Source organism: Sphingomonas sp. SP5 (genome assembly GCF_058313455.1).
In genome coordinates, this window is record NZ_JBZFLF010000002.1 from 591,414 (window position 1) to 612,933 (window position 21,520).

General features: G+C 67.4%; 18 protein-coding genes and 1 tRNA gene. 15 read left to right on the forward strand and 4 right to left on the reverse strand.

Annotated features, from left to right (window positions below):
* Nucleotides 1–44: 44 nt before the first annotated feature.
* Nucleotides 45–1,229, reverse strand: coding sequence for an acetyl-CoA C-acyltransferase (locus tag AC4GY7_RS06680; RefSeq protein ID WP_491112651.1), 1,185 nt, complete (start codon nucleotides 1,227–1,229; stop codon nucleotides 45–47).
* A 157-nt stretch (nucleotides 1,230–1,386) separates the two neighbouring features.
* Between AC4GY7_RS06680 and AC4GY7_RS06685 the strand changes: the two genes are divergently transcribed.
* From AC4GY7_RS06685 to AC4GY7_RS06730, 10 genes are all read left to right on the forward strand, one after another.
* On the forward strand, nucleotides 1,387–1,599 hold the full coding sequence (locus AC4GY7_RS06685; protein WP_491112652.1) for a hypothetical protein: 213 nt from the start codon (nucleotides 1,387–1,389) through the stop codon (nucleotides 1,597–1,599).
* Between the two features lies 1 nt (nucleotide 1,600).
* Nucleotides 1,601–2,356 (forward strand): prepilin peptidase, encoded by a 756-nt coding sequence (locus tag AC4GY7_RS06690; protein ID WP_491112653.1) that lies wholly within the window; start codon nucleotides 1,601–1,603, stop codon nucleotides 2,354–2,356.
* Entirely contained in the window at nucleotides 2,353–2,766 is a 414-nt protein-coding gene (locus tag AC4GY7_RS06695) for a hypothetical protein (RefSeq protein ID WP_491112654.1), read from the forward strand. The genes AC4GY7_RS06690 and AC4GY7_RS06695 overlap by 4 nt, the downstream gene beginning before the upstream one ends.
* On the forward strand, nucleotides 2,763–4,181 hold the full coding sequence (locus tag AC4GY7_RS06700; protein WP_491112656.1) for a coniferyl aldehyde dehydrogenase: 1,419 nt from the start codon (nucleotides 2,763–2,765) through the stop codon (nucleotides 4,179–4,181). Before AC4GY7_RS06695 ends, AC4GY7_RS06700 begins: the two co-directional genes overlap by 4 nt.
* A gap of 153 nt (nucleotides 4,182–4,334) precedes the next feature.
* Nucleotides 4,335–6,569: an autotransporter assembly complex protein TamA gene (locus AC4GY7_RS06705; RefSeq protein WP_491112657.1), complete on the forward strand. Its 2,235-nt coding sequence runs from the start codon at nucleotides 4,335–4,337 to the stop codon at nucleotides 6,567–6,569.
* Nucleotides 6,569–10,804 carry a translocation/assembly module TamB domain-containing protein gene (locus tag AC4GY7_RS06710; protein WP_491112658.1) on the forward strand — a complete coding sequence of 1,412 codons (4,236 nt, stop codon included), beginning with the start codon at nucleotides 6,569–6,571 and terminating at the stop codon, nucleotides 10,802–10,804. Before AC4GY7_RS06705 ends, AC4GY7_RS06710 begins: the two co-directional genes overlap by 1 nt.
* Before the next feature lie 57 nt (nucleotides 10,805–10,861).
* Nucleotides 10,862–12,337, forward strand: a complete 1,476-nt coding sequence (locus tag AC4GY7_RS06715) for a flavin-containing monooxygenase (protein ID WP_491112659.1) — start codon at nucleotides 10,862–10,864, stop codon at nucleotides 12,335–12,337.
* Between the two features lie 349 nt (nucleotides 12,338–12,686).
* On the forward strand, nucleotides 12,687–14,000 hold the full coding sequence (locus AC4GY7_RS06720; RefSeq protein ID WP_491112661.1) for an EAL domain-containing protein: 1,314 nt from the start codon (nucleotides 12,687–12,689) through the stop codon (nucleotides 13,998–14,000).
* Nucleotides 14,001–14,044: 44 nt separating this feature from the next.
* Nucleotides 14,045–16,456, forward strand: coding sequence for an ATP-binding protein (locus AC4GY7_RS06725; protein ID WP_491112662.1), 2,412 nt, complete (start codon nucleotides 14,045–14,047; stop codon nucleotides 16,454–16,456).
* Nucleotides 16,457–16,514: 58 nt separating this feature from the next.
* The gene (locus tag AC4GY7_RS06730) at nucleotides 16,515–16,904 is read left to right on the forward strand and encodes a response regulator (protein WP_443584784.1); all 390 of its coding nucleotides are present in this window, start codon (nucleotides 16,515–16,517) and stop codon (nucleotides 16,902–16,904) included.
* Between the two features lie 49 nt (nucleotides 16,905–16,953).
* On the opposite strand, the gene AC4GY7_RS06735 is transcribed toward AC4GY7_RS06730, so the two are convergent.
* Nucleotides 16,954–17,805 carry a class I SAM-dependent methyltransferase gene (locus AC4GY7_RS06735; protein ID WP_491112664.1) on the reverse strand — a complete coding sequence of 284 codons (852 nt, stop codon included), beginning with the start codon at nucleotides 17,803–17,805 and terminating at the stop codon, nucleotides 16,954–16,956.
* A gap of 41 nt (nucleotides 17,806–17,846) precedes the next feature.
* Here AC4GY7_RS06735 and AC4GY7_RS06740 point away from each other — a divergent pair, with 41 nt between their 5' ends.
* From AC4GY7_RS06740 to AC4GY7_RS06760, 5 genes are all read left to right on the forward strand, one after another.
* The gene (locus AC4GY7_RS06740; RefSeq protein WP_491112665.1) at nucleotides 17,847–18,635 is read left to right on the forward strand and encodes a ComF family protein; all 789 of its coding nucleotides are present in this window, start codon (nucleotides 17,847–17,849) and stop codon (nucleotides 18,633–18,635) included.
* Between the two features lie 31 nt (nucleotides 18,636–18,666).
* Nucleotides 18,667–18,924: a glutaredoxin 3 gene (gene grxC, locus AC4GY7_RS06745; RefSeq protein WP_443584787.1), complete on the forward strand. Its 258-nt coding sequence runs from the start codon at nucleotides 18,667–18,669 to the stop codon at nucleotides 18,922–18,924.
* Nucleotides 18,921–19,742 (forward strand): carbon-nitrogen hydrolase family protein, encoded by an 822-nt coding sequence (locus AC4GY7_RS06750; RefSeq protein WP_491112668.1) that lies wholly within the window; start codon nucleotides 18,921–18,923, stop codon nucleotides 19,740–19,742. Before grxC ends, AC4GY7_RS06750 begins: the two co-directional genes overlap by 4 nt.
* Nucleotides 19,739–20,170, forward strand: a complete 432-nt coding sequence (locus AC4GY7_RS06755; protein WP_491112669.1) for a DUF1178 family protein — start codon at nucleotides 19,739–19,741, stop codon at nucleotides 20,168–20,170. The genes AC4GY7_RS06750 and AC4GY7_RS06755 overlap by 4 nt, the downstream gene beginning before the upstream one ends.
* Nucleotides 20,171–20,212: 42 nt before the next feature.
* Nucleotides 20,213–20,289 (forward strand) — tRNA-Arg (locus AC4GY7_RS06760).
* Nucleotides 20,290–20,987: 698 nt separating this feature from the next.
* Here the strand turns inward: AC4GY7_RS06760 and AC4GY7_RS06765 are convergent.
* Both AC4GY7_RS06765 and AC4GY7_RS06770 read right to left on the reverse strand, forming a co-directional pair.
* Nucleotides 20,988–21,248: an SWIB/MDM2 domain-containing protein gene (locus tag AC4GY7_RS06765; RefSeq protein ID WP_443584790.1), complete on the reverse strand. Its 261-nt coding sequence runs from the start codon at nucleotides 21,246–21,248 to the stop codon at nucleotides 20,988–20,990.
* 46 nt (nucleotides 21,249–21,294) lie between these two features.
* On the reverse strand, nucleotides 21,295–21,498 hold the full coding sequence (locus AC4GY7_RS06770) for a hypervirulence associated TUDOR domain-containing protein (RefSeq protein ID WP_491112670.1): 204 nt from the start codon (nucleotides 21,496–21,498) through the stop codon (nucleotides 21,295–21,297).
* Nucleotides 21,499–21,520: the final 22 nt, after the last annotated feature.

Consider the following 21,520-nt stretch of genomic DNA (forward strand, 5'->3'; position numbering starts at 1 on the left):
TGGGGGTGAGGCGGCGGATGCGACGATCCGCCGTCTCACCATCCTTATAGCAGTTCCACCGCCATCGCCGTCGCCTCGCCGCCGCCGATGCACAATGATGCGAGCCCGCGGCGCTGGCCGTTGGTCTGGAGCGCCGACAACAGGGTCGCGAGAATGCGCGCGCCGCTCGCCCCGATCGGATGACCGAGCGCGCAGGCGCCGCCGTGGACGTTGAGCCTAGCCGGATCGAGGCCCAGGTCGTGGATCGCGATCATCGAGACGGCGGCGAAGGCCTCGTTCACCTCGAACAGGTCGATATCGTCGCGGGTCCAGCCGGCGCGGTCCATCGCCTTGCGCATCGCGAAGACGGGGGCGGTGGTGAACTTCGCCGGATCGTGCGCATGGGCGGCATGGGCAACGATGCGCGCGATCGGGTTCAGGCCGAGCCGCTCGGCGACACTCGCCCGCGTCATCACCAGCGCCGCCGCCCCATCGGAGATCGAGGATGCGTTGGCCGCGGTGATCGTGCCCTCCTTCGAAAAGGCGGGCTTCAACGTCGGGATCTTGGCGACATCGCCCTTGGCCGGCTGCTCGTCCTCGGCGACGGTGACCGAGCCCTTGCGCCCCTTCACCTCGACGGGGACGATCTCGCGCTCGAAGGCGCCGGAGCGCTGCGCGGCCTGTGCCCGCGTCAGCGATTCGATCGCATAATCGTCCATCGCCTTGCGGGTGAACTGATAGTCCGCCGCGGTTTCCTCGGCGAAATTGCCCATCAGCTTGCCGGGTTCGTAGGCGTCCTCCAGCCCGTCGAGATACATGTGATCGTAGAGCGTATCGTGGCCGATACGTGCGCCGGAGCGATGCTTGCGCGACAGATAGGGCGCGTTGGTCATGCTCTCCATGCCGCCCGCGACCAGCAGGTCGACCGATCCCGCGGCGAGCGCATCGGCGGCGAGGATCGCGGCCTGCATGCCCGATCCGCACATTTTGTTGACCGTCGTCGCCTCGACATGCGTGCCGAGCCCGGCGTTGATCGCCGCCTGCCGCGCGGGCGCCTGGCCGAGGCCGGCGGGGAGCACACAGCCCATGTAGATGCGCTCCACCGCGTCCGCCGCGGCGCCGCTGCGCTCCACCGCGGCCTTCACCGCCGCTGCGCCGAGATCGGTGGCGGATGCACCCGCCAATGCCCCCTGGAACGAACCCATCGGCGTACGTGCATAGCCGAGGATGACGACGGGATCGGTGGACATAGGCTCTCCGTGATCTTTTCGAGGTTGCGCGCGATCTAGGATAGCGGGCAGGGCAGGGCAATGAGGACCATGGCCGGGAAACATCGCGTCGTTCGCGCGCTACGCCGCCATGGACAACTTTATCGAACCGATACGATGGTTTGCCTCGATCAGCGGCATGATCGCCGCGACCATCGTGTCGCTCGACTGGGGGCGGCGCGACACCGGTTGGGCGATGGTGCTGTTCTGCCTGTCCGCCATCGCCTGGATCACCGGCGCGGTATTGATGCGCGACTGGGCATTGGGATCGCAGAACGTCGTGCTGCTGCTGATCGATCTGCTCGGCGTCTACCGCTACCTGATCCGCGACCGGAACACCGCCGAGGCGTGAGATGAGCGCCGCGGTCGGCTGGCCGCTGGCGCTTGGTGTGTTGGGGGCTCTGCTCGGCAGCTTCATCGCGGCACTGGTGATCCGCTGGCCGCAGGAACGCTCGGTGACCCGCGGCCGCTCCGCCTGCGACGGGTGTGGCCACGCGCTCGGGCCAAGCGAATTGGTGCCATTGCTGAGCTTCGCCATGCAGCGCGGCCGGTGTCGACGGTGCGGTGCGGGAATCGATCCGCTGCACTGGCGGATCGAGGCGGCGGCGGCGGCGGTCGGCGCGCTGTCGGGCTGCGTCGCGCCGAGCTGGATCGGGCTGGCAGGCGCAGTCTTCGGCTGGCTGCTGCTGGCTTTGGCCGCGCTCGACCTGGTTGCCTTCTGGCTGCCCGACCGGCTGACCGGGCTGCTCGCGACAACGGGTGCGGTGGCCGGTGTCATCGGATCGGACCCGCCGCTCGCCGACCGGTTGATCGGCGGCATCGCCGGCTATGCCGTCCTCGCCGGCATCGCCCGGGGGTACAGGGTGTGGCGCGGGCGCGATGGCATGGGCGGGGGCGATCCCAAGCTGCTGGGGGCGATCGGCCTGTGGCTCGGCTGGCGGATGCTGCCGGCGGTGCTGGTGATCGCCAGCCTCATCGGGCTCGGCATCGCAGTATTCGCGCAGGTGAGGGGCCGCGGCCTCGCGCGCGATACGGCGTTGCCCTTCGGCGCCATGCTCGCGGCGGCGGCTTACCCGGCGTGGCTGGCCATGATAATGCTGGCGCCATGATCGCGCTGTTACTCGCCGTCGCGGCCCAGGCCGCTGCCGTTTCCCCGGTGCTCGGCCCGATCGGCCGGCAGGAATTGCCCGCCAAGGGCTGTGCCGCCTATCTGTGGAGTGCCGCCGATCGTCAGCTGGTGGCGATGGCCACCGCCGATCCGGGAACCTTGCGCCTCTCGCTGGGCGGCAAGACCGTCGACCTCGCCCGAGTGGCCGTCGAGGGGCCGGCACGGTTGGGCTTCCCGGCCAGCGCTGATTATCGAGGCGGAGCCGTCAGCGCGCATCTGACCCTGGAGGTGGTGCAGCAGGAGGGCCTGACCGCCGGCGCCCGTGTGCCGAGCGGTGCGTTGCAGATCGATCGTCCCGGCGAGGACGGGATCGTGGTGCCCGTCGCCGGGCTGGTCGGCTGCCGGGCATGACCACGGCGGCGCAGGTGCTGGCGGCACAGCGCGCCGCCTTCGCCGCGGAGTTGCCGGTATCGCCGGCGGTGCGCAAGGATCGGCTGACACGTGCGGCAGCGATGATCCGCGACTGCGCGGACCGCTTCTGCGATGCGCTCAGCGAGGATTTCGGCCACCGCAGTCGCGACCAGTCGATGCTGACCGATATCGCCGGATCGATCGCGCCGATCGCTCACGCGCTGAAGAGGCTCGATGCCTGGGCGAGGCCGGAACGGCGCGCGGTGCAGTTTCCGCTCGGGCTGCTCGGCGCGCGGGCCTGGGTGGAGTATCAGCCCAAAGGCGTCGTCGGCGTGATCGCGCCGTGGAATTTTCCGGTCAATCTGGTGATGGGGCCGATCGCGGGTGCCTTCGCCGCCGGCAATCGCGTGATGGTGAAGACCAGCGAATTCACGCCCGCCACCGCCGCTGTGTTCGAGGATGTCGTCGCCCGCTATTTCGCGGCCGAGGAACTCGCCTTCGTCTCCGGCGGCCCGGAGGTCGGCAAGGCCTTCGCGGCGCTCCCGTTTGATCATCTGCTGTTCACCGGCGCCACCGGCATCGGCCGGCACATCCTGCACGCGGCGGCCGACAATCTGACGCCGGTGACGCTGGAGCTCGGCGGCAAGAGCCCGGCGGTCGTCGGGGCAGGAGCGGATATCGGCCGCGCCACCGAACGGATCGCGCTCGGCAAGATGCTGAATGCGGGGCAGATCTGCCTCGCGCCCGATTATGTGCTCGCCCCTGCGGATCGGGAACAGGCGGTGGTCGACGGCCTCGCCGCGGCGGTCGGCGCGATGTACCCGACGCTGCTCGCCAATCCAGATTACACCGCGGTCATCAACGACCGGCATCACCGCCGCCTGCACGAATGGCTGGACGATGCGCGGGCGAAAGGCGCGCGCATCGAGGTGGTCAATCCGGCGGATGAGGATTTCACCGCCTCCAACAGCCGCAAGATGCCGCTGCACATCGTTCGCGATGTGACCGACGCGATGACGCTGATGCAGGAGGAGATCTTCGGCCCCATCCTGCCCATCGTCCGCTACGATGGCATCGACGAGGCGATCGCCCGCATTAACCGCGGTCCGCGTCCGCTCGGCCTCTACCATTTCGGCACCGACGCCGCCGAGCGCCGCCGGGTGCTCGGTCGCACCATCTCCGGCGGTGTGACGCTGGACGACGTCGTGCTGCACGTGTCGATGGAGGACCTGCCATTCGGCGGTGTCGGCGCATCGGGCATGGGCAGCTATCACGGCATCGACGGCTTCAGGACCTTCAGTCATGCCAAGGCGGTGTTCCGGCAGTCGCGCTTCGACGTCGCCCGGATCGCCGGGCTGAAACCGCCTTACGGCAAGGCGTTGGCCGCCACGATCCGGCGCCAGGTGAAGGGATGAAGCTATCGTCATCCCGTTGGAAATATAAGTAATTCCCCTAGGGCCAGTGGAAAAACCGATGCGGCAGCGCAACCAAGCCGCATCTGCAACGTTTCCGTCAGGCTTGGGGGTGAATTCGAACGCGAACGCTTCCGCAGAGGGGAACGAGAACGCGTGCGAGTATCCACTGGTCGACATTATTGGCTCGCCTTCGCGCTCGTCGCGTCGGCGTCCGCGTCTGCACAGTTCAACCAGCAGCAGGGCAAAGCTCCTGCGCAAGGGCCCGATGCGCCAAAGGATGAGGCGCGGCCCCAGCAAACCACCGCCGCCGATCCGACCGACCCCGCGGGCAACGCGCCGACCGTTCCCGAGGCTCAGTTCGAAGCCGCCCTGCCGCCGCTGAGCGGCGACATCAACGCACCGCTCGAGCCGATGCCGGCAGAGCAGGCGGGCACCCCAGCCGCAACGCCGGTCCAATCCCAATCCGCGCAGCCCCAAGCCGTACCGCCGCAGACCGTGCAGCCGATCGGCACCGTCGCAGACGGCCTGCCGCCCGCCACGCCGGAGAACCCGGAACTCGCCCAGCCGTTGACGCCGCTGAGCGCCTTCAACACGGTGCCTTTGCAGACCGAGGCCGACATCAAGTCCGCCAACGCGCCGCAGATCCGCTACGAAACCGTGCTGAAGGGGCTTGAGCCACTGCATCTGGAGGGCGAGTTCAAGTCGCTCTCGGCGCTGGAAGACGGCAAGGGCAAGGCGGCGAACGCCACCCAGGTCGCCGCCCGCGCCCGCGAAGACGAAGCGCTGGCCGTCCGCCTGATGAAGTCGCTCGGCTATTACGACGGTACCGCGGTGTCGGTGATCGAGCCGGTCGCTAACGCCGCCGATCCCAACAAGCCCGGCACGCTGCGCGCGATCGTCACCGCTACACCCGGCCGCCTGTACCGCCTGTCGTCGGTCACCGTCGACGCGCAGCCGGTGACGCCGCCCGATCTCATCACCCGTAACCTGCCGCTCAAGGTCGGCGACCCGATCGAAGCGGCACGCATCCAGGGTGCCGAGGCGAACGTCAGCCTGGTCCTGCCGCAGCGCGGCTACCCCTTCGTCAAGGTCGGGGAGCGCGACATCCTGCTCGACGACGTGTCGGCCAAGGCGACGGGCGCCTACACCCTGCCGGTCGATACCGGTCCGCGCTCCAGCTTCGGCAAGCTGACGACGACGGGCGATCCGGTCTTCGGCCTCGACCATCTCAACGTCTTCCCGCGTTTCGACACGGGCGAACTCTACGACAGCCGCAAGACCGACGATCTGCGCGATGCGCTGGTCGCGACCGGGCTGTTCTCCAGCATCGCCGTCGAGCCGCAGCGCACCGGCCGCACCAATCCCGACGGGACGGAGGCTGTCGACCTGCTCGTCCGGCAGACGGAAGGACCGGAACGCAGCCTGGCGGGAAGCGCGGGCTATTCCACCGGTCAGGGCTTCAAGGCAGAGGGCAGCTGGACGCACCGCAACCTGTTCCCGCCCGAAGGCGCGCTAATCGGATCGATCGTCGCCGGTACGCAGGAACAGGGCGTGTCGGGCACCTTCCGCCGCTCCAACGCCGGCAAGCGCGACCGCACCTTCACCGTGATCGCCGCCGCCAACCACAACAATTACGACGCGTTCGAGGCCTATACCGGTACGCTGTCGGCGCGCTGGAGCTACGCGTCCACGCCGATCTGGCAGAAGCGCTTCACCTATTACTACGGCGGCGAACTCGTCGGGACGAATGAAAGCGTCTACGATTTCACGCAGGGACGTTCGGTCCGTCGCACCTATGGCATCGCGGCGTTGCCCGGCCAGGTCGAATGGGACACGTCCGACAGCCTGCTCAACCCGACGCGCGGGTATCGCCTGCAGTTGAACGTCAGCCCGGAAGCCTCGGTCAGCGGCGCCTTCCGCCCCTACGTCCGTACGATGATCCAGGGAACCTTCTATTACCCTGCGACCCAGAGCCTGGTGATCGCCGGTCGCGCACAGGCGGGGTCGATCCAGGGCATCTCGCGCGACGATCTGGCACCATCGCGTCGCTATTACGGCGGCGGCGGCGGGTCGGTGCGCGGCTATGGCTATCAGCGGCTGGGGCCGTTCGATCCCGATGGCAATCCGGTCGGCGGCCGCAGCCTCAACGAATTTTCGATCGAGGCGCGCTACCGGTTCGGCAATTTCGGCATCGTGCCGTTCCTCGATGCCGGCAACAGCTATGAATCGAGCCTGCCGACCGCATCGAACCTGCGCTTCGGTGCCGGCATCGGCGGCCGCTTCTACACCAATTTCGGACCCATGCGGATCGACGTGGCGACGCCGCTCAATCCGCGGCCGGGCGATGGCAAGATCGCCCTCTACATCTCGATCGGGCAGGCATTCTGATGGCGCAGGATACGCCGGCAACCGAGACGACCGACACCGTCGTCGTCAAGCGCCCGCTGTGGCAGCGCATCCTGAAATGGGTGCTGTTCCTGATACTCGGCCTCGTGCTGCTGGTCGGCATCGTCGTGCTGGGGATCAACACCGATCCCGGCCGCCGCTTCGTCGCCAATCGCATCGGCGGCTATACGACCGCATCCGGCCTCAACATCAAGGTCGGGCGGATCGACGGCTCGCTCTACGGCCAGATGGTGCTGAGCGACGTGCGCGTCGCCGATCCCAAGGGCGTGTTCCTCACCAGCCCGAAGCTCGCCGTCGACTGGCGGCCCTTCGCCTTCATCAACAATCACGTCGACGTGCGTTCGCTGTCGACCGATCTCGTCACGCTCGCGCGGCGGCCCGAGTTGAAGCAGACGCCGAGCGACCCGAACGCACCGCTGCTGCCCGATCTCGACATCGACGTGGACCGGCTGCACGTCGGCCGGCTGGTGCTGGCCAAGCCGGTGACCGGGCAGACGCATATCGTGCGCATCGACGGCAAGGTGCACATCGCCGATCGGCGCGCGCAGCTCGTCACCGATGCCGCCGCGCTGAAGGGCGCGGGCGTCGCCGGCGGCGATACGCTGCACCTGAAGCTGGATGCAGTGCCCGAGCAGAACAAGCTCGACGTCGACCTCAAGCTGAATGCGCCGGTCGGCGGCGTCGTCGCCACCATGGCCTCGCTGAAGGCGCCGCTGACCGCTACGGTCGACGGCCGCGGCAGCTGGCAGGCCTGGCAGGGACGTGCCGCGGCGACGCTCGGCGCAGGGCAGCTCGCCGATCTCAACGTGACCGCGCGTAACGGCCATATCGAGGTGCGCGGCTTCGCGACGCCCGGTCTCTATCTGCAGGGCCCCGTCGAGCGCCTCACCGCGCCACGGCTCGATCTCGCCATCGACACCACGCTGAACGACCGCAAGGCCGACACGCGATTGACGTTGAAGTCCGACGCGCTGGCGGTGGATGCCGGCGGCCTGCTCGATCTCGCCAACAGCCGGTTCGGGAATTTCGCGGTCAACGCGCGGCTGCTGACGCCCGGCGCGATCGCACCCAACCTCACCGGTCGCGATGTCATGGCGCGGGTGGTGCTCGATGGCGCCTTCGCGACCCCGACCGTGGATTACAAGGTCACCGCCGCCGCCATCGGCTTCGGCACGACCACGGTCGAGAACGTGTATGCCGAAGGGCTGGCGCGGGTGAACAGCGACCGCATCCTGGTGCCGGTCAATGCCCGTGCGCGGCGCGTCACCGGGCTGAACGCCGCGGTCGGCGGCCTCGCCAACAACGTCCGCATCCAGGGCGATTTCGCCATCTCGATGCCGAACATCCTGTCGGACAATCTCAAGATCCGGTCGGACAACATTGATGCCACCGCGGTGGTCGTGGCGAACACCGCCACCGGCCGCTATACCGGTGCGCTGAAGGGCCGGGTGAACAACTACCGGCTGGAAAGCATCGGCATCCTCAACCTGTCGACCGATGCCAAGCTGGTACCCGGCGCCAACGGCGGGTTCGGCATCACCGGCCGCGTGGTCGCGCAAACCAAGCAGCTGTTCAACAGCGGCGTCCGCAACTTCCTCGGCGGCAACGCCGTGGTGCGGAGCAACATCGGCTACAGCCCGGAAGGGATCGTCACCTTCCGCAACCTCAGGATGAATGCGCCCCAATTCCGCATCAGTCGCGGCGAAGGGCGTTTCGATCCCGCCAACGGCAGTGTGGCGGTCAGCGCGGACGCCTATTCGACGCAATATGGCCCGCTCACCGCGCGGGTGACCGGCAGCGCGACTGCGCCCGTGGTGGTGCTCCGCGCGCCGCGCCCGGGTGTCGGCGTCGGTCTGGTCGATCTCAATGCGCGGGTGGTCGGCCGCAACGGCGCCTATGCGGTCACCGCCAGCGGCGGCACCAACTACGGGCCGTTCACCGCGGACGTGCTGGTGCGGCCGATCCCGCGGCTGACCGTGGATGTCAACCGGGTCGTCTTCGCCGGCATCACCGGCAGCGGGCGGATCGCAGCGACTCCGGCCGGGCCGTTTGCGGGCGCACTGCAATTCGCCGGCCGCGGCATCAGCGGCAATGTCCGCCTCGCGGACCAGGGCGGTTATCAGCGCGCCGACGTTGCGGCGCGCGCCTATAACGCGACGATCCCGGGCCAGTCGGACTTCACCATCGGCCGTGCCATCGTCAATGCCAGCGTCGTCATGCTGCCCAAGGCACCGCAGGTCGTCGCCGACGTGCAGATTGCCGACACGCGCTACAACAGCTTCGTCATCGAGGCGATGCGCGCGAAGGTGAACTATGCCGGCGGCCGCGGTACGGCGCAGGCCGTGCTCACCGGATCGAGCGGCGTGCCGCTGCGCCTGGCGGTCAATGCCCGCCTGTCGCCGGACAATTACCTGGTGGCCGCGCAGGGGCAGGCGAACGGCATTCCGTTCCGTACCGCCAACCCGGCACGGATCAGCAACGTGTCCGGCACCTACCGGCTCGCTCCGACGCGGATCGACTTCGGTCAGGGGCCGACGGCGGGTTCGGCGCGCGTGGCGGGCTCGTTCGGCGGCGGCGTCACGGCGGCGCAGGCGCGGCTCGATCGGCTCAACCTGTCGATGCTGTCGGCGTTCATGCCCAGCCTCGGCCTTTCGGGCGCGGTCACCGGCAGCCTCGATTATCGCCAGCAGGGCAGCGCCATTCCTCAGGCCGATGCGCGCCTCACGATCGCCAACTTCCAGCGCACCGGCCTTGCCGCCGTGTCGGAGCCCGTCGACGTGCAGTTCGTCGGGCGGCTGCTGCCGGATGGCGGCGAGGCGCGGGCACTCGTGAAGCGGGGCCCGGATACCGTCGGCCGCATGCTCGCGACGCTGCGTCCGCTGCCGCCAGGTGCGGGATCGTGGACGACGCGGTTGATGCAGGCGCCGCTCTCCGGCGGCATCCGCTACAACGGCCCGTCGGCGGTGCTGTTCAGCCTGGCGGCGCTGCCCAACCAGCAGCTGTCGGGGCCGATCGCGATCGCTGCCGATTTCTCCGGCCGCATCGCTGCGCCGCAGCTCAACGGCCTGATTCGTGCGGACAACCTCACCTACGACAACGAGACCTATGGCACCCGCCTGTCGCAGATGAAGATCGCAGCGCGCTTTAACAACGATCGCCTGGAACTCACCAACCTGTCGGCGCGCGCCGGCGACGGCACGGTGCAGGCTCAGGGCACCGTCGGCCTCGCGTCGGAAAGCGGCTTCCCGATCGATCTGCGCGCGACGCTGAACGACGCGCAGCTCGCCAAGAGCGATGCGCTGGCGGCGACCACGTCCGGCACGATTCGCTTCACCTATGGGCGTGACGGCGGACTGTTGCAGGGCAATCTCACCGTGCCGAACGCGCGGTACGAGATCATCCGCCAGGGTTCGGCCGAGGTGCCGGAGCTGACCGGCGTCCGGCGCAAGAGCCAGATCGTCACGCCGCGTCCGACCGACCGGCCGAAGCCGGCACCGGTGAGCGTCATCAAGCTCGACCTGACCGTGAGCGCGGAAAACCAGCTGTTCGTGTCGGGCATGGGCCTCGAATCGGAATGGGAGATGAACCTCAAGATCGGCGGCACCTCTGCGGCTCCGACGATCAGCGGCGGGCTCGATCTGGTGCGCGGCACCTATTCCTTCGCCGGCAAGCGGTTCGACGTCACCCGGGGCACCATCCGCTTCCGTGGCGGCGCGATGACCGATCCCGATATCAACATCCAGGCGCAGACCACGGTCAACGGCATCACCGCGGTGATCGCGATCACCGGTACCGGACAACGGCCGCAGATCGCCTTCACTTCGACGCCGGCGCTGCCACAGGACGAGGTGCTCAGCCGCCTGCTCTTCGGTACCAATCCCGAAAATCTGTCGGCGACGGAGGCGATCCAGCTGGCGAGCGCGCTCAATTCGCTGCGTGGCTCGGGTGGCGGCTTGAACCCGCTCGGCAAGCTGCGTTCGGCGACTGGCTTCGACCGGCTGCGGGTGCTCGGCGCGGATGAGGCGACGGGGCGTGGCACCAGCCTCGCCGCGGGCAAGTACATCACCGACAATATCTACGTCGAGATCGTGACCGATGCCCGCGGCTTCACCGCGACGCAGCTGGAGATCGCGCTGACCAAGTCGCTCAGCCTGCTCACCTCGACCGGATCGCAGGGTGGGTCGGACGCCCGCCTGAAATATTCGAAAGACTATTGAGGCGGATTAGGGTAGGTCTCTCCACGAAACCGAATAACGGGTATGGTGGAGGGGCCGATGGCCGAGCATATCGACGTGGTCGTTGTGGGTGCGGGCATATCCGGCATCGGGCAGGCATATCATCTGCAAACCCGCTGCCCGGATCGCTCTTATGTGATCCTGGAGGGGCGGGCGGCGATCGGTGGCACCTGGGACCTGTTTCGATATCCGGGTATCCGGTCCGACAGTGACATGCACACGCTGGGCTTCGGCTTCCATCCCTGGACCGACGCCAAGGCGATCGCCGATGGTCCGTCGATCCGCGCCTATGTCGAGGAGACGGCGCGCGCCTACGGCATCGACCGGCACATCCGTTTTCGCCACCACGTCGTGTCGGCCGCCTGGTCCACCGCGGATGCGCGCTGGACGGTGGAGGCGACCGGCCCCAATGGCGAACCGCTGACCTTCACCTGCAATTTCCTGTGCATGTGCTCGGGCTATTATAACTACGCCAGGGGCTACACGCCCGAATTCGCTGGTGCCGAGCAGTTCGCCGGGCGGATCGTCCATCCGCAGCTGTGGCCGGACGATCTCGATTATGCGGGCAAGCGCGTGGTGGTGATCGGCAGCGGCGCAACCGCCGTCACCCTGGTGCCGGAGATGGCCCGGAAGGCGGCGCACGTCACCATGCTGCAGCGGTCCCCAACCTACGTCGTCTCACGCCCGGCGGAGGACAAGGTCGCCAACTGGCTGCGCGCCAAGCTGCCCGCCAAGGCGGCTTATGGGGTGACGCGGTGGAAGAATGTGCTACTCGGCATGCTCTTTTATCGAATTGCCAAAAAACGTCCCGAAAAATTCAAGGCGCGGTTGATCGGCATGGTTCGCGACCATCTCGGTCCCGACTATGACGTCGCCACCCACTTCACTCCCCGCTACAACCCCTGGGACCAGCGGCTGTGCCTAGTGCCGGATGCCGACCTGTTCCAGGCGATCAAGCGCGGGGATGCGGCGGTGGCGACCGGCACGATCGAGCGGTTCACCCCGTCCGGCATCCGCCTGGCCTCGGGCGAGGAGCTTGCCGCCGACATCATCGTCACCGCGACCGGGCTCGAGCTCCAGCTGCTGAGCGATGTGCGCTTCAGCAAGGACGGCGTGCCGATCGATCTCAGCAAGGCGTTGCAATACAAGGGCATGATGTTTTCCGACGTGCCGAACCTTGCCTATACGTTCGGCTACACCAACGCGTCCTGGACGCTGAAGGCGGATCTGGTGGCGACGTACGTCTGCCGTTTGCTCAACACGATGAAGAAGCGGGGGATGCGGCAGGCCACGCCGCAGAACAGCGATGCGGATATGGCGACGGAGCCGTTCGTCGACTTCACGTCCGGTTACATCCAGCGCGCCGAGCATATGCTGCCCCGGCAGGGTGCTCGCAAACCGTGGAAGCTGAACCAGAATTACGCGCTCGATGTGCTGGCGCTCAGGCTGGGCTCGGTGGATGACGATATGGTGTTCAGCAATCCAGGCCCTCAGCCTGGTTCCTTGGCCGCCTGACGGACCGAAAGGTCGATCCCGGTCAGCTATGAGTGACCGCCGGAGCGGTGCACCATTCCTTATTCCATCATCGAAAATCGGCTCGGACGTCGCTGCGGAAGGTCAGAGACGCTCGCATCGGCGACGATCCGAGCCGGGTCGCATTCACCAAGGCGGAATGTTGACGCTGATGGCCGCCAGGAACTCTGCGAAAAATGCGTACATGCTGATCTCCCTTATCGTGGCACCTCAAGGATGCGTGTTAACCTTAACGGAAAATTAAGCATGTCACAATGTCGATCCCTCCGGTTGGCAGGGTGGCCGCACGATTAATTTTATCTTCAATCCTCGTGGGTAAGCCGGGGCGGTCATGACTGCCGCGCCCCGCCCGGACTCCGTGCCAACCCGACTCGCCGAACCTCGCGGCGAACCGCCCGTTTCGGGAGGCGAAGCCTTCCGTTTTCACCTGCTGGTGGAGATCGCCAACTTCGCCGTTCTGCGGCGACGGCTGGGGTGCGAGCGATCCGCCTTGCTCTCCAGCCTGGTCAGCGAACGGATCGGCCGGGTCGCGCCGATGGCGAGCATCGCAATCCTCGGGCGAACGCAATTGTCCTGCTGTTTCCGCGACACGGACGCCGAGGCGATCGACAAGCGGATCGAGGGGATCGAGCGGGCGTTCCAGCAGCCGTTCACCGTCGACGACCAGACAATGACCGTGGCGCTGACGTTCGGCGGCGCGACCGCGCCCGATGCACATGTCGATGAGGTTGCCCTGGTGGAGCAGGCCGAATCGGCGTTGGCCGAGGCGCGGATCGCGTATCGTGCGATCACCCACGCCGTGCCGGCCCGCGCGCGACTCGATACGGTCCGCACCGCGCGGGAACTCGACACGGCCATCGAACAGGACCAGCTCGTCCTGCATTACCAGCCCAAGGTGCATGTCCGCCGGCAGGAGATCACCAGTGCCGAGGCATTGGTGCGGTGGCGCCACCCCACGCGCGGGCTCGTCATGCCCAATGATTTCATTCCGGTGGCCGAGGAATGTCATCTGATCGACCGCATGACCTTGTGGACGATCCGCCGCGCCATTGCGGACCAGCGCGATCTGGCTGCGCGCGGACATGATCTGCGGCTGTTCATCAATATCGCCGGGCAGCTGCTCGCCGACGACGCCTTCGTGCGCGAAGCGTGCGATCTGGTCGGGGGCAGCGACGCGCGATTGGGCTTCGAGATCACGGAAACATCCGTCATCCGCGATCCGGCAAGCGCCATCGCCAACCTTCAGACGTTCGCCGATTTCGGGATCACGATCGCGATCGACGATTACGGCGCCGGCCTGTCGTCGCTCGCCTATCTGAAGCAGCTGCCCGCGCGCGAACTGAAGATCGACAAATTGTTCGTCACCCAGCTGACCAGTTCGAACCGCGATCCGCTGATCGTCCGGTCGACGATCGATCTGGCGCATGCGCTGGAGATGGAGGTCGTGGCGGAGGGGGTGGAAACCCACGCCGCGCTCGCGCTCCTGACGGTGATGGGCTGCGACATGGTGCAGGGGTTCCTCATCAGCCGTCCGGTGGTGCTGGAGTCCTTCATCCAATATCTCGATGAAGGGCGACACCGTGCGCCGGCGCCCGATCCGCTGGCTGCATTCGCGGGGTTTGCCGCCAACCGACGCGGCCGCTGAGGCCTGTGGCAATGATGGGAAGTGCTCGAGCCGTCGTGCGGAGCGTGACGCTGGTGCTGGCCGCTTTGTTCTGCGCAGCATCAACGGCCAGCGCTACGAGCGTTCAAGGCCAATTCGACGCACTCGTTGCCGACGCCCGCGCGGCGATGCTGAGCGATCCACATAAAAGCGTAGAGAAAGCCCAAGAGGCGGCGCGATTCGCCGACCGCCGGCCCCCATCCGCAGAGCGTTCGTTGATGAAGGGCACCGCATTGTGGCTGCGGGGTGAAGCGCTGATGCGCCTTAACGACGTGAGGGGTGCAGAACCCCTCGTAGCGCGCGCTGTTCGGATATCGACCCGGCTGGCGCCGGGATCGAAACTGCAAGGAGACGCGCTCCTCGCAAGTGGTTGGATCAATGCGCAACAGGGAAAGGTTGCGAATTCACTCGCTGATTACCAACATGCCTACACGATATTTCAGAAGCTAGGAGAGACTCGCAGTCAGGCCAAGGCTCTGCAGGCGATTGGATCACTTTACGGCGTCGCGAATGATTATGCGAATTCCTTGCGTTACTATGAGCAGGCAATGGCGACCTACCGGTCGGATCCTATGCTTTCTTTGACCCTTCTGAATAACAGAGGTAACGCCTTGAAGGATCTTGGGCGGTACCATGAAGCGGAAATTCAGTTCCGCAACGCTTTGAAGTTGGCGCAAGGTATGGACAGTTCGCTTTTGCGCGTGCTGGTTCTCGGCAACATCGCCGAAGCGCGTTTATTGGATCAGGATGTGCGAGGCGCCGAGCGCGCCATCAACCTGGGTTTAGCGCTTTCCGCGAACGGCGAGGGTGGAGAGTATCGGCAGATATTGATCGCGCTTGCCGCGAGGGCCGCCTACCAGAAAGGAGATTTGAGACAGGCATCGCGTCTGATCGGAGAGCGCTTTCCCGATGAGGATTTCTCCAAATCCACGCTGATAGACCGCGAGGCGCATCGCACCGCCTATACGATCTACCGGGCGACCGGCGAGCATGACCTCGCCCTCCAGCATCTCGTCGCGTTGAAGCGGCTGGATGACGAAGCGACGACGCTGGCCCGCTCGACGGGCGCGGCGCTGATGGCGGCGCGGTTCGACTTCGCGAACCAGGAACTCAAGATCGCCAATCTGCAGCGCGACGAGGCGCGGCGCAGCGTGGCGTACGAACAGGCGCGCGCCCATACGCAGCGCACCATCTTCCTCGTCGCGGCGGCGGCGACCGCCATCGTCGTCGCGCTGCTCGGCTTTGGGCTCATCACGATCCGCCGCAGCCGCAACGAGGTGCGCGCCGCCAACGACGATCTCGCCGTCACCAACACCGCGCTCGGCAAGGCACTGGCGGCCAAGACCGAATTCCTCGCGACGACGAGCCACGAGATCCGCACGCCCCTGAACGGCATCCTCGGCATGACGCAGGTAATGCTGGCCGATCACAGCGTCGCCGATGCCACCCGCGAACGGCTGACCGTCGTGCACAGCGCCGGCGTGACGATGCGCGCGCTGGTCGACGACATCCTCGACGTCGCCAAGATGGAGACGGGCAACCTCGTCATCGAAGAGGCGCCGTTCGATCTTGCCGCGATGCTCGCGGAATCGACGCGGCTGTGGGAGGATCAGGCGCAGGCGAAGGGGCTGACCTTCGAACGCGATCTCAGCGCCTGCCCGCACCATATCGTCGGCGATTGCGCGCGGCTGCGGCAGATCGTGTTCAACCTGATGTCCAATGCACTGAAGTTCACCACCACGGGAACGGTGACGCTGAGCGCCGCTGCGTCGGCCGATGGCGATCGTCTGCGCATCGTCATCGCAGACACCGGCGTGGGCATCGAACCTGCGAAATGCGAAGAGATCTTCGAATCGTTCCGCCAGGCCGATGCGAGCACGACGCGGCAGTTCGGCGGCACCGGGCTCGGCCTGTCGATCTGCCGCAATCTCGCCCGCGCGATGGGCGGGGACGTGGCGGTGACGAGCCGCATCGGCGAGGGCTCGCGCTTCACCGTCGACCTGCCGCTGATCGCCGCGCCCGAGGCGGAGCAGACGAGCGGCGAGGCCGCCACGCGTCCGCCCCTGCTGATCGTCGATCGCAATCCGATCACGCGCAGTCTGCTCAAGACCTTGATGCTGCCGCATGCCGAGGAGATCGCGCTCGCCGCTTCGCTGGCGGAGGCGGAGGCGGCGCTCGCCAAGGGCGGTATCGCCGGCGTGCTGGTCGATGCGGCCGTGCTGCCCCCCGACGATGCGTTGGCAGCGGCCCGCCGCCTGAGCGATGCCGCCGGGGCAGCGCGCACGATCGTGCTGTGGCCGGCCGGCAGCGATGCGAAGGTCGAGGCATTGGCAGCGGTCGATAACCTCACCTGTGTTATCAAACCGGTGAGTGGTGCGTCATTGGTCGCAACCGTCTACCCGCCACGCGACGCGGCGCTTGTATCGCAGGCGGCATGAAGCGTAGACGCAAGCCCATGCTCAGGCCCCAATCTCCTCCACGACAGATGGCTCGCCGATGAACGTGCTGTTCATCGAGGACGATCGGATGAACCGGCGCGTCGTACGGGACATGCTGGATGTGGCAGGCGCCAGCATGACGGAAGCGGAGAATGCGGAGGCGGGGCTCGCGGCGCTGGAAGCCCAGGATTTCGCCATGCTGCTGATCGACCTGCGCATGCCCGGCATGGACGGGATCACCGCGATCGAGCATATCCGCGCCCGTCCGGACGCGAAGGGCAGCGTGCCGATCATCGTCATCACCGCCGATACCGCGCTCGACCTGCGCGAGCGTTGCATGGCCGCCGGGGCGGACGAGGTATTGTTCAAACCCGTGGCGATGGACGCCTTGTTCGAAGCGATGGGCCGCATCCTGGCGCGCGACGCCGATGGCGGTATGCTGGTCTGACGGGAAAGGCCTGCGGCAATTGCCGCGGCGCGTTATGCCTTGCGGCCGATCAATCCTGCGGCGGCCTGAGCGCGGCAGCCAGGGAGGCGGTGGCGCTGCCCCGCCGTGCGGGCTGCGGTTGCGACGCATCGGGGGACCAGCCGGTCAGATAGACGATCGCGAAGCGTTCGGTGGTGCGCCCATCGGCATCCGCCGCTGCCGCGAAGGCGGCTGCCGCACGCGCCAGCGTGCCACGGGTGAGTCCCGATCGGCCGGCGAGGATGTTGCTCGCCGCCATGCCGCGCAGATCATCGAGCAGCCGGCCGAAGCTGGCGTAGCGGACGTCGATCGTCTCGATATCGGCGACCGGCAACGCAAAGCCCGCCCGCATCAGCAGGTCGCCCGCCGATCGCACGTCGATCTGCGGATGGAGCCGCGCCGCCGGGCGCTCCCCTTCGGCGGTACGCAAGGCTGCACGCAGCGCCGGCAGGCTGCCGCCGCCGAGGAAGGCACCCAGAAACAGCCCGTCGGGCCGCAGGATACGGCGGATCAGCGTCAGCGCGCCGGGCAGATCGTTGACCTGATCGAGTACGCCGGCGCTCAGCACCGCATCGAAGCTCGCGTCGGCGAACGGCAGCCGGTCCTCGTCCGCCTGCACGCCAGCGGTGCGGCGGGCGAAGCGGAAGCCGGCGTCGACATGCGCGATCCGCGCGCCCGGCACGGCAAGCGTCCGGTCGCTCGCACCGATATCGAGCACCTCGCAGAAATCGCGCTTCACCGCGCCCAGCCGTTCCAGCAACCCGTCCACCATCGTATCGCGCAGGAAGCTATGGGCGGCCGTATCGCCTGCGGCGGCACGGTCGCGGCGTGCGCGGCGCGCGTTGCGGTCGAAGATATCGGCGGGAGCGTTGATGGCGGTCACCGGCGGCTTGTGCCCGCGCCGCCCGCGCGCGACAAGCGCCCATGGGGCGGAACGGGGCAGGGCGGCGGCTGGCGGCATGGGTTGGCCGCGCGACGGGGCATATCGCCGCCCTGGCGTTGCCGCCACGCTGCCCGGGATGCGGCATGCCGGTCGCCGCCGATCATCGCTTTTGCGCGACCTGCTGGAGCGGGCTGCGGCTGATCGCGCCGCCATGGTGCGCGGGATGCAACCTGCCGTTCGCGCATGATCGCGGCGAGGGCGCGCGCTGCGGCGCGTGCCTGGCCGATCCGCCGCGCCATGCCGGTGTCCGGGCCGCGGTGGCCTATGGACCGGTGGCGCGCCGGCTGGCGCTCAAGCTCAAATATGGTGGTCGCATCGGCGTGGCGGCGACGATGGCGGAGCGGATCGCGCCATCGGTACCGCGCCATCTCGACCTGCTGGTGCCGGTGCCGCTCCACCGCTGGCGGCTTTGGTCGCGTGGCTACAATCAGGCGGCGCCGATCGCCGCGGCGTTGCGGCGGCGGACGGGGATCGACCACGATCCGCTGGTGCTGGTCCGGCGTCGGCGTACCGTGGTGCTGCAAGGGCTGGGCAGCCGCGGCCGGCGCCGTGCGGTGGCGGGCGCCTTCGCGGTGACCGACGCTGGCCGCATCCGCGGCCGGTCGATCGGGCTGATCGACGATGTCTACACCAGCGGCGCGACGGCGGCGGCGTGCACGCGCGCCCTGCTCGCCGCAGGTGCGGCGTCGGTCACCATCCTGTGCTGGGCCCGCGTGATCCCCGGCGAGGACGATGCGGCCGATGGATGGACATCGACGCCCCTCGATTGACAAGGGCGGGTCGAACCCACACTTCCCCTGCATGGCAAAGGTCGAAATCTACACCAAGGCATTCTGCCCTTATTGTTCGCGTGCGATGCGGCTGCTGGCCGCCAAGGGCGTCGAGCCGGTCGAATATGACATCACGCTGGGCGGGCCGCAGCGCGGCGAGATGATCCAGCGAGCGGGCGGCCGTACCACCGTGCCGCAGGTGTTCATCGACGGCCGGCACATCGGCGGCTCGGACGATCTCGCCGCGCTCGACGCCCGCGGGGGACTGGATCCGCTGCTCGCCGCATGAGGATCGCGCTGCTGCAGATGACCAGCGGGATCGACCCCGCCGTCAACGGCGCCGATCTGCGCCACGGCATCGCGGCGGCGGCGGCCAATGGTGCGGTGATGCTGTTCACGCCCGAAATGTCCGGGCTGCTCGATCGCGACCGCACGCGCGCTGCGGCATTCCTGCATGACGAAGCGGACGATCGCGTGCTCGCCGAGGTGCGCGAGGCGGCGGCCAAGGCAGGCATCTGGGTTCATCTCGGCTCGCTCGCCGTGCGGCGCGCGGATGGCCGGCTGGCGAACCGCGCCTTCGTGATCGATCCTGCCGGTGCCATCCGCGCCCGCTACGACAAGCTGCACCTGTTCGATGTCGATCTGCCGACCGGCGAAAGCTGGCGTGAATCGGCGGCCTATGCGCCGGGAGAGGGCGCGATCGTGGTCGATACGCCGGCTGGCGCGCTGGGCCTGTCGATCTGCTACGATCTGCGCTTCGCTGCCCTTTATGCGGCGCTGGCATCCGCCGGCGCATATATTCTGGCCGTGCCCGCCGCCTTCACGCGCCCGACCGGTGCAGCGCATTGGCATGCGCTGCTGCGCGCCCGTGCGATCGAGACCGGCTGCTTCGTGGTCGCTGCGGCGCAAGCCGGCGCCCATGAAGACGGACGTACGACCTACGGCCATTCGCTGGTGGTCGATCCCTGGGGCGACATCCTGCTCGACATGGGCGAGGGACGCGGCCTGGGCTTTGCGGAGATAGACCTCGCGCGCATCGACGAGGTCCGCGCCCGCATCCCGGTGCTGACGCACCGCCGGCCGATCCCGCCGGTCATCCGGGCATGATCGTCTTCGATCTGCGATGCGGAGCAGGGCACGTCTTCGAAGCCTGGTTCGCATCGAGCGGCGCCTATGAAGATCAATGCGCCGCCGGTCAGGTCGCCTGCCCGCTGTGCGGCGACACCGCCATCGCCAAGGCGGTGATGGCGCCCCGCATCCCTGCCAAGGGCAACCAGCGCGACGACACGCCACCGCCGGCACGCATCAAGGATGCGCTGCGCCAGCTGGCCGAGGTGCAGGCCAAGGCGCTGCAAGGATCGCAATGGGTCGGCAACGACTTCGCCACCCGCGCCCGCGCGATGCACGCCGGCGAAGAGGACACCCAGCGCATCCACGGACAGGCGAGCCTCGCCGAGGCGAAAGCCCTGGTGGAGGAGGGGGTTTCCCTCGCGCCGCTACCCCTGCCGGTGGTGCCGCCCGAAAAGGCGAACTGACGCTGGACCCTTTCGTGCACGGCTTGTATCACGACACGTGTTGGCCCCGTAGCTCAGCCGGATAGAGCGCCAGATTCCTAATCTGTAGGTCGCGCGTTCGAATCGCGCCGGGGTCACCACCGTTTCCCTCCGCCATGATGGCCGATGCGCCGAGGACCTCGCTCCCTACGGGGTGCGCGCCATCAGGGCGGACGTCAGGTGTTCGGGTGCGTCGCGCGATGCTGCCGGGGGCGCTGGTGCGCTTGGGCTAGCGGCTTGTTTTTGCGGCATGGCGCACCCATTTCCAGGTCCGGTACGGCGGTCCGGGCCTCCCCCCGTTGCTCCCGCCGTGCCACCCCGCGAGCCGTGAACGTCGGCGGCGATTGCAAAACGGCCGCAACAAACGCATTGTACCGATGGGGCCGGATCACTCCGGTGGGGAGATAGACATGCAACATTCTTCGATGGGGAGCGCCCTTTGGGCGCGTGCCTGACCGTGCGGCCGATCAGTTTCTGGCTGTATGTCGCCGCGGGGGCGGTGATGATCATCCTGTCGGCGATCGCTCTGCCGTTCGTGCCCGCGCGCTCGCGCTGAGGCCTCCGCCGGACGATGCCCGGAATACGGTAGGATCAGCCCCCCTGCGTTCGTGCTGAGCTTGTCCTGGCACGATGAGTGCCGTGCCTTTCGACAGGATCAGGGCCAAGGGGGAGGGGCGATCGACCCGGCGCTACCTTGCTCTGGAGGCGCTGCGCCGAACCATCTGTAGGCGAAGCCTGCTGTCGGGAGCATCGCAGGCCGATGCGGCGCGATGCTCCCGACCGGAACCGCGTCTGGTCCTCAGGCCTTTACATGCTGCGAGATGTACTTGTTCATCTCGAACATCGTGACCTTGTCCTTGCCGAACACCTTCTGCAGCTTGTCGTCGGCCAGGATCTCGCGCTTGTTCTCCGGGTTCTGCAGGTTGTTGGACTTGATATAGTCCCATACCTTGCTGATTACCTGGCTGCGCGGCAGCTTCTCGTTGCCGACCACCGCGCCGAGCTCGGCAGAGGGTTGCACGGGGGCGTGGATTCCGCCGGTCTTGGGTGCAGTAGCCATCGCATTCCTTCCTGTTGGCGCCCGGTCCAGCCCGGGCGATGAATCGTTACGCCTTCTTGAGCGCGTCCGCCTTGTGCGCCGCCTTTCCGCCGTTGTCACTCTTTACGATATATTGCGGGTCGTCTTGGGAGGCGCGGACGGTATGGCCCTTGATGTGCGTATCGCTCGTCTGCTTCTTTTCGACCTTGCCGTGCGCGGTGCCGCCATGGCTCTTCCACGTCACCTCGTCGCCCTTCTTGAGGTCCGTCATCGTCCGTCTCCTGCTGGTTGTC

What these genes read in the sequence shown, in the direction of transcription:
- AC4GY7_RS06755 (WP_491112669.1), top strand. Translation starts at nt 19,739, where the DNA reads ATGATCGTCTTCGATCTGCGATGCGGAGCAGGGCACGTCTTCGAAGCC.
- AC4GY7_RS06750 (WP_491112668.1), top strand. Translation starts at nt 18,921, where the DNA reads ATGAGGATCGCGCTGCTGCAGATGACCAGCGGGATCGACCCCGCCGTC.
- AC4GY7_RS06680 (WP_491112651.1), bottom strand. Translation starts at nt 1,229, where the DNA reads ATGTCCACCGATCCCGTCGTCATCCTCGGCTATGCACGTACGCCGATG.
- AC4GY7_RS06710 (WP_491112658.1), top strand. Translation starts at nt 6,569, where the DNA reads ATGGCGCAGGATACGCCGGCAACCGAGACGACCGACACCGTCGTCGTC.
- grxC (WP_443584787.1), top strand. Translation starts at nt 18,667, where the DNA reads ATGGCAAAGGTCGAAATCTACACCAAGGCATTCTGCCCTTATTGTTCG.
- AC4GY7_RS06690 (WP_491112653.1), top strand. Translation starts at nt 1,601, where the DNA reads ATGAGCGCCGCGGTCGGCTGGCCGCTGGCGCTTGGTGTGTTGGGGGCT.
- AC4GY7_RS06695 (WP_491112654.1), top strand. Translation starts at nt 2,353, where the DNA reads ATGATCGCGCTGTTACTCGCCGTCGCGGCCCAGGCCGCTGCCGTTTCC.
- AC4GY7_RS06730 (WP_443584784.1), top strand. Translation starts at nt 16,515, where the DNA reads ATGAACGTGCTGTTCATCGAGGACGATCGGATGAACCGGCGCGTCGTA.
- AC4GY7_RS06765 (WP_443584790.1), bottom strand. Translation starts at nt 21,248, where the DNA reads ATGGCTACTGCACCCAAGACCGGCGGAATCCACGCCCCCGTGCAACCC.
- AC4GY7_RS06700 (WP_491112656.1), top strand. Translation starts at nt 2,763, where the DNA reads ATGACCACGGCGGCGCAGGTGCTGGCGGCACAGCGCGCCGCCTTCGCC.
- AC4GY7_RS06720 (WP_491112661.1), top strand. Translation starts at nt 12,687, where the DNA reads ATGACTGCCGCGCCCCGCCCGGACTCCGTGCCAACCCGACTCGCCGAA.
- AC4GY7_RS06685 (WP_491112652.1), top strand. Translation starts at nt 1,387, where the DNA reads ATGATCGCCGCGACCATCGTGTCGCTCGACTGGGGGCGGCGCGACACC.
- AC4GY7_RS06770 (WP_491112670.1), bottom strand. Translation starts at nt 21,498, where the DNA reads ATGACGGACCTCAAGAAGGGCGACGAGGTGACGTGGAAGAGCCATGGC.
- AC4GY7_RS06740 (WP_491112665.1), top strand. Translation starts at nt 17,847, where the DNA reads ATGGGGCGGAACGGGGCAGGGCGGCGGCTGGCGGCATGGGTTGGCCGC.
- AC4GY7_RS06715 (WP_491112659.1), top strand. Translation starts at nt 10,862, where the DNA reads ATGGCCGAGCATATCGACGTGGTCGTTGTGGGTGCGGGCATATCCGGC.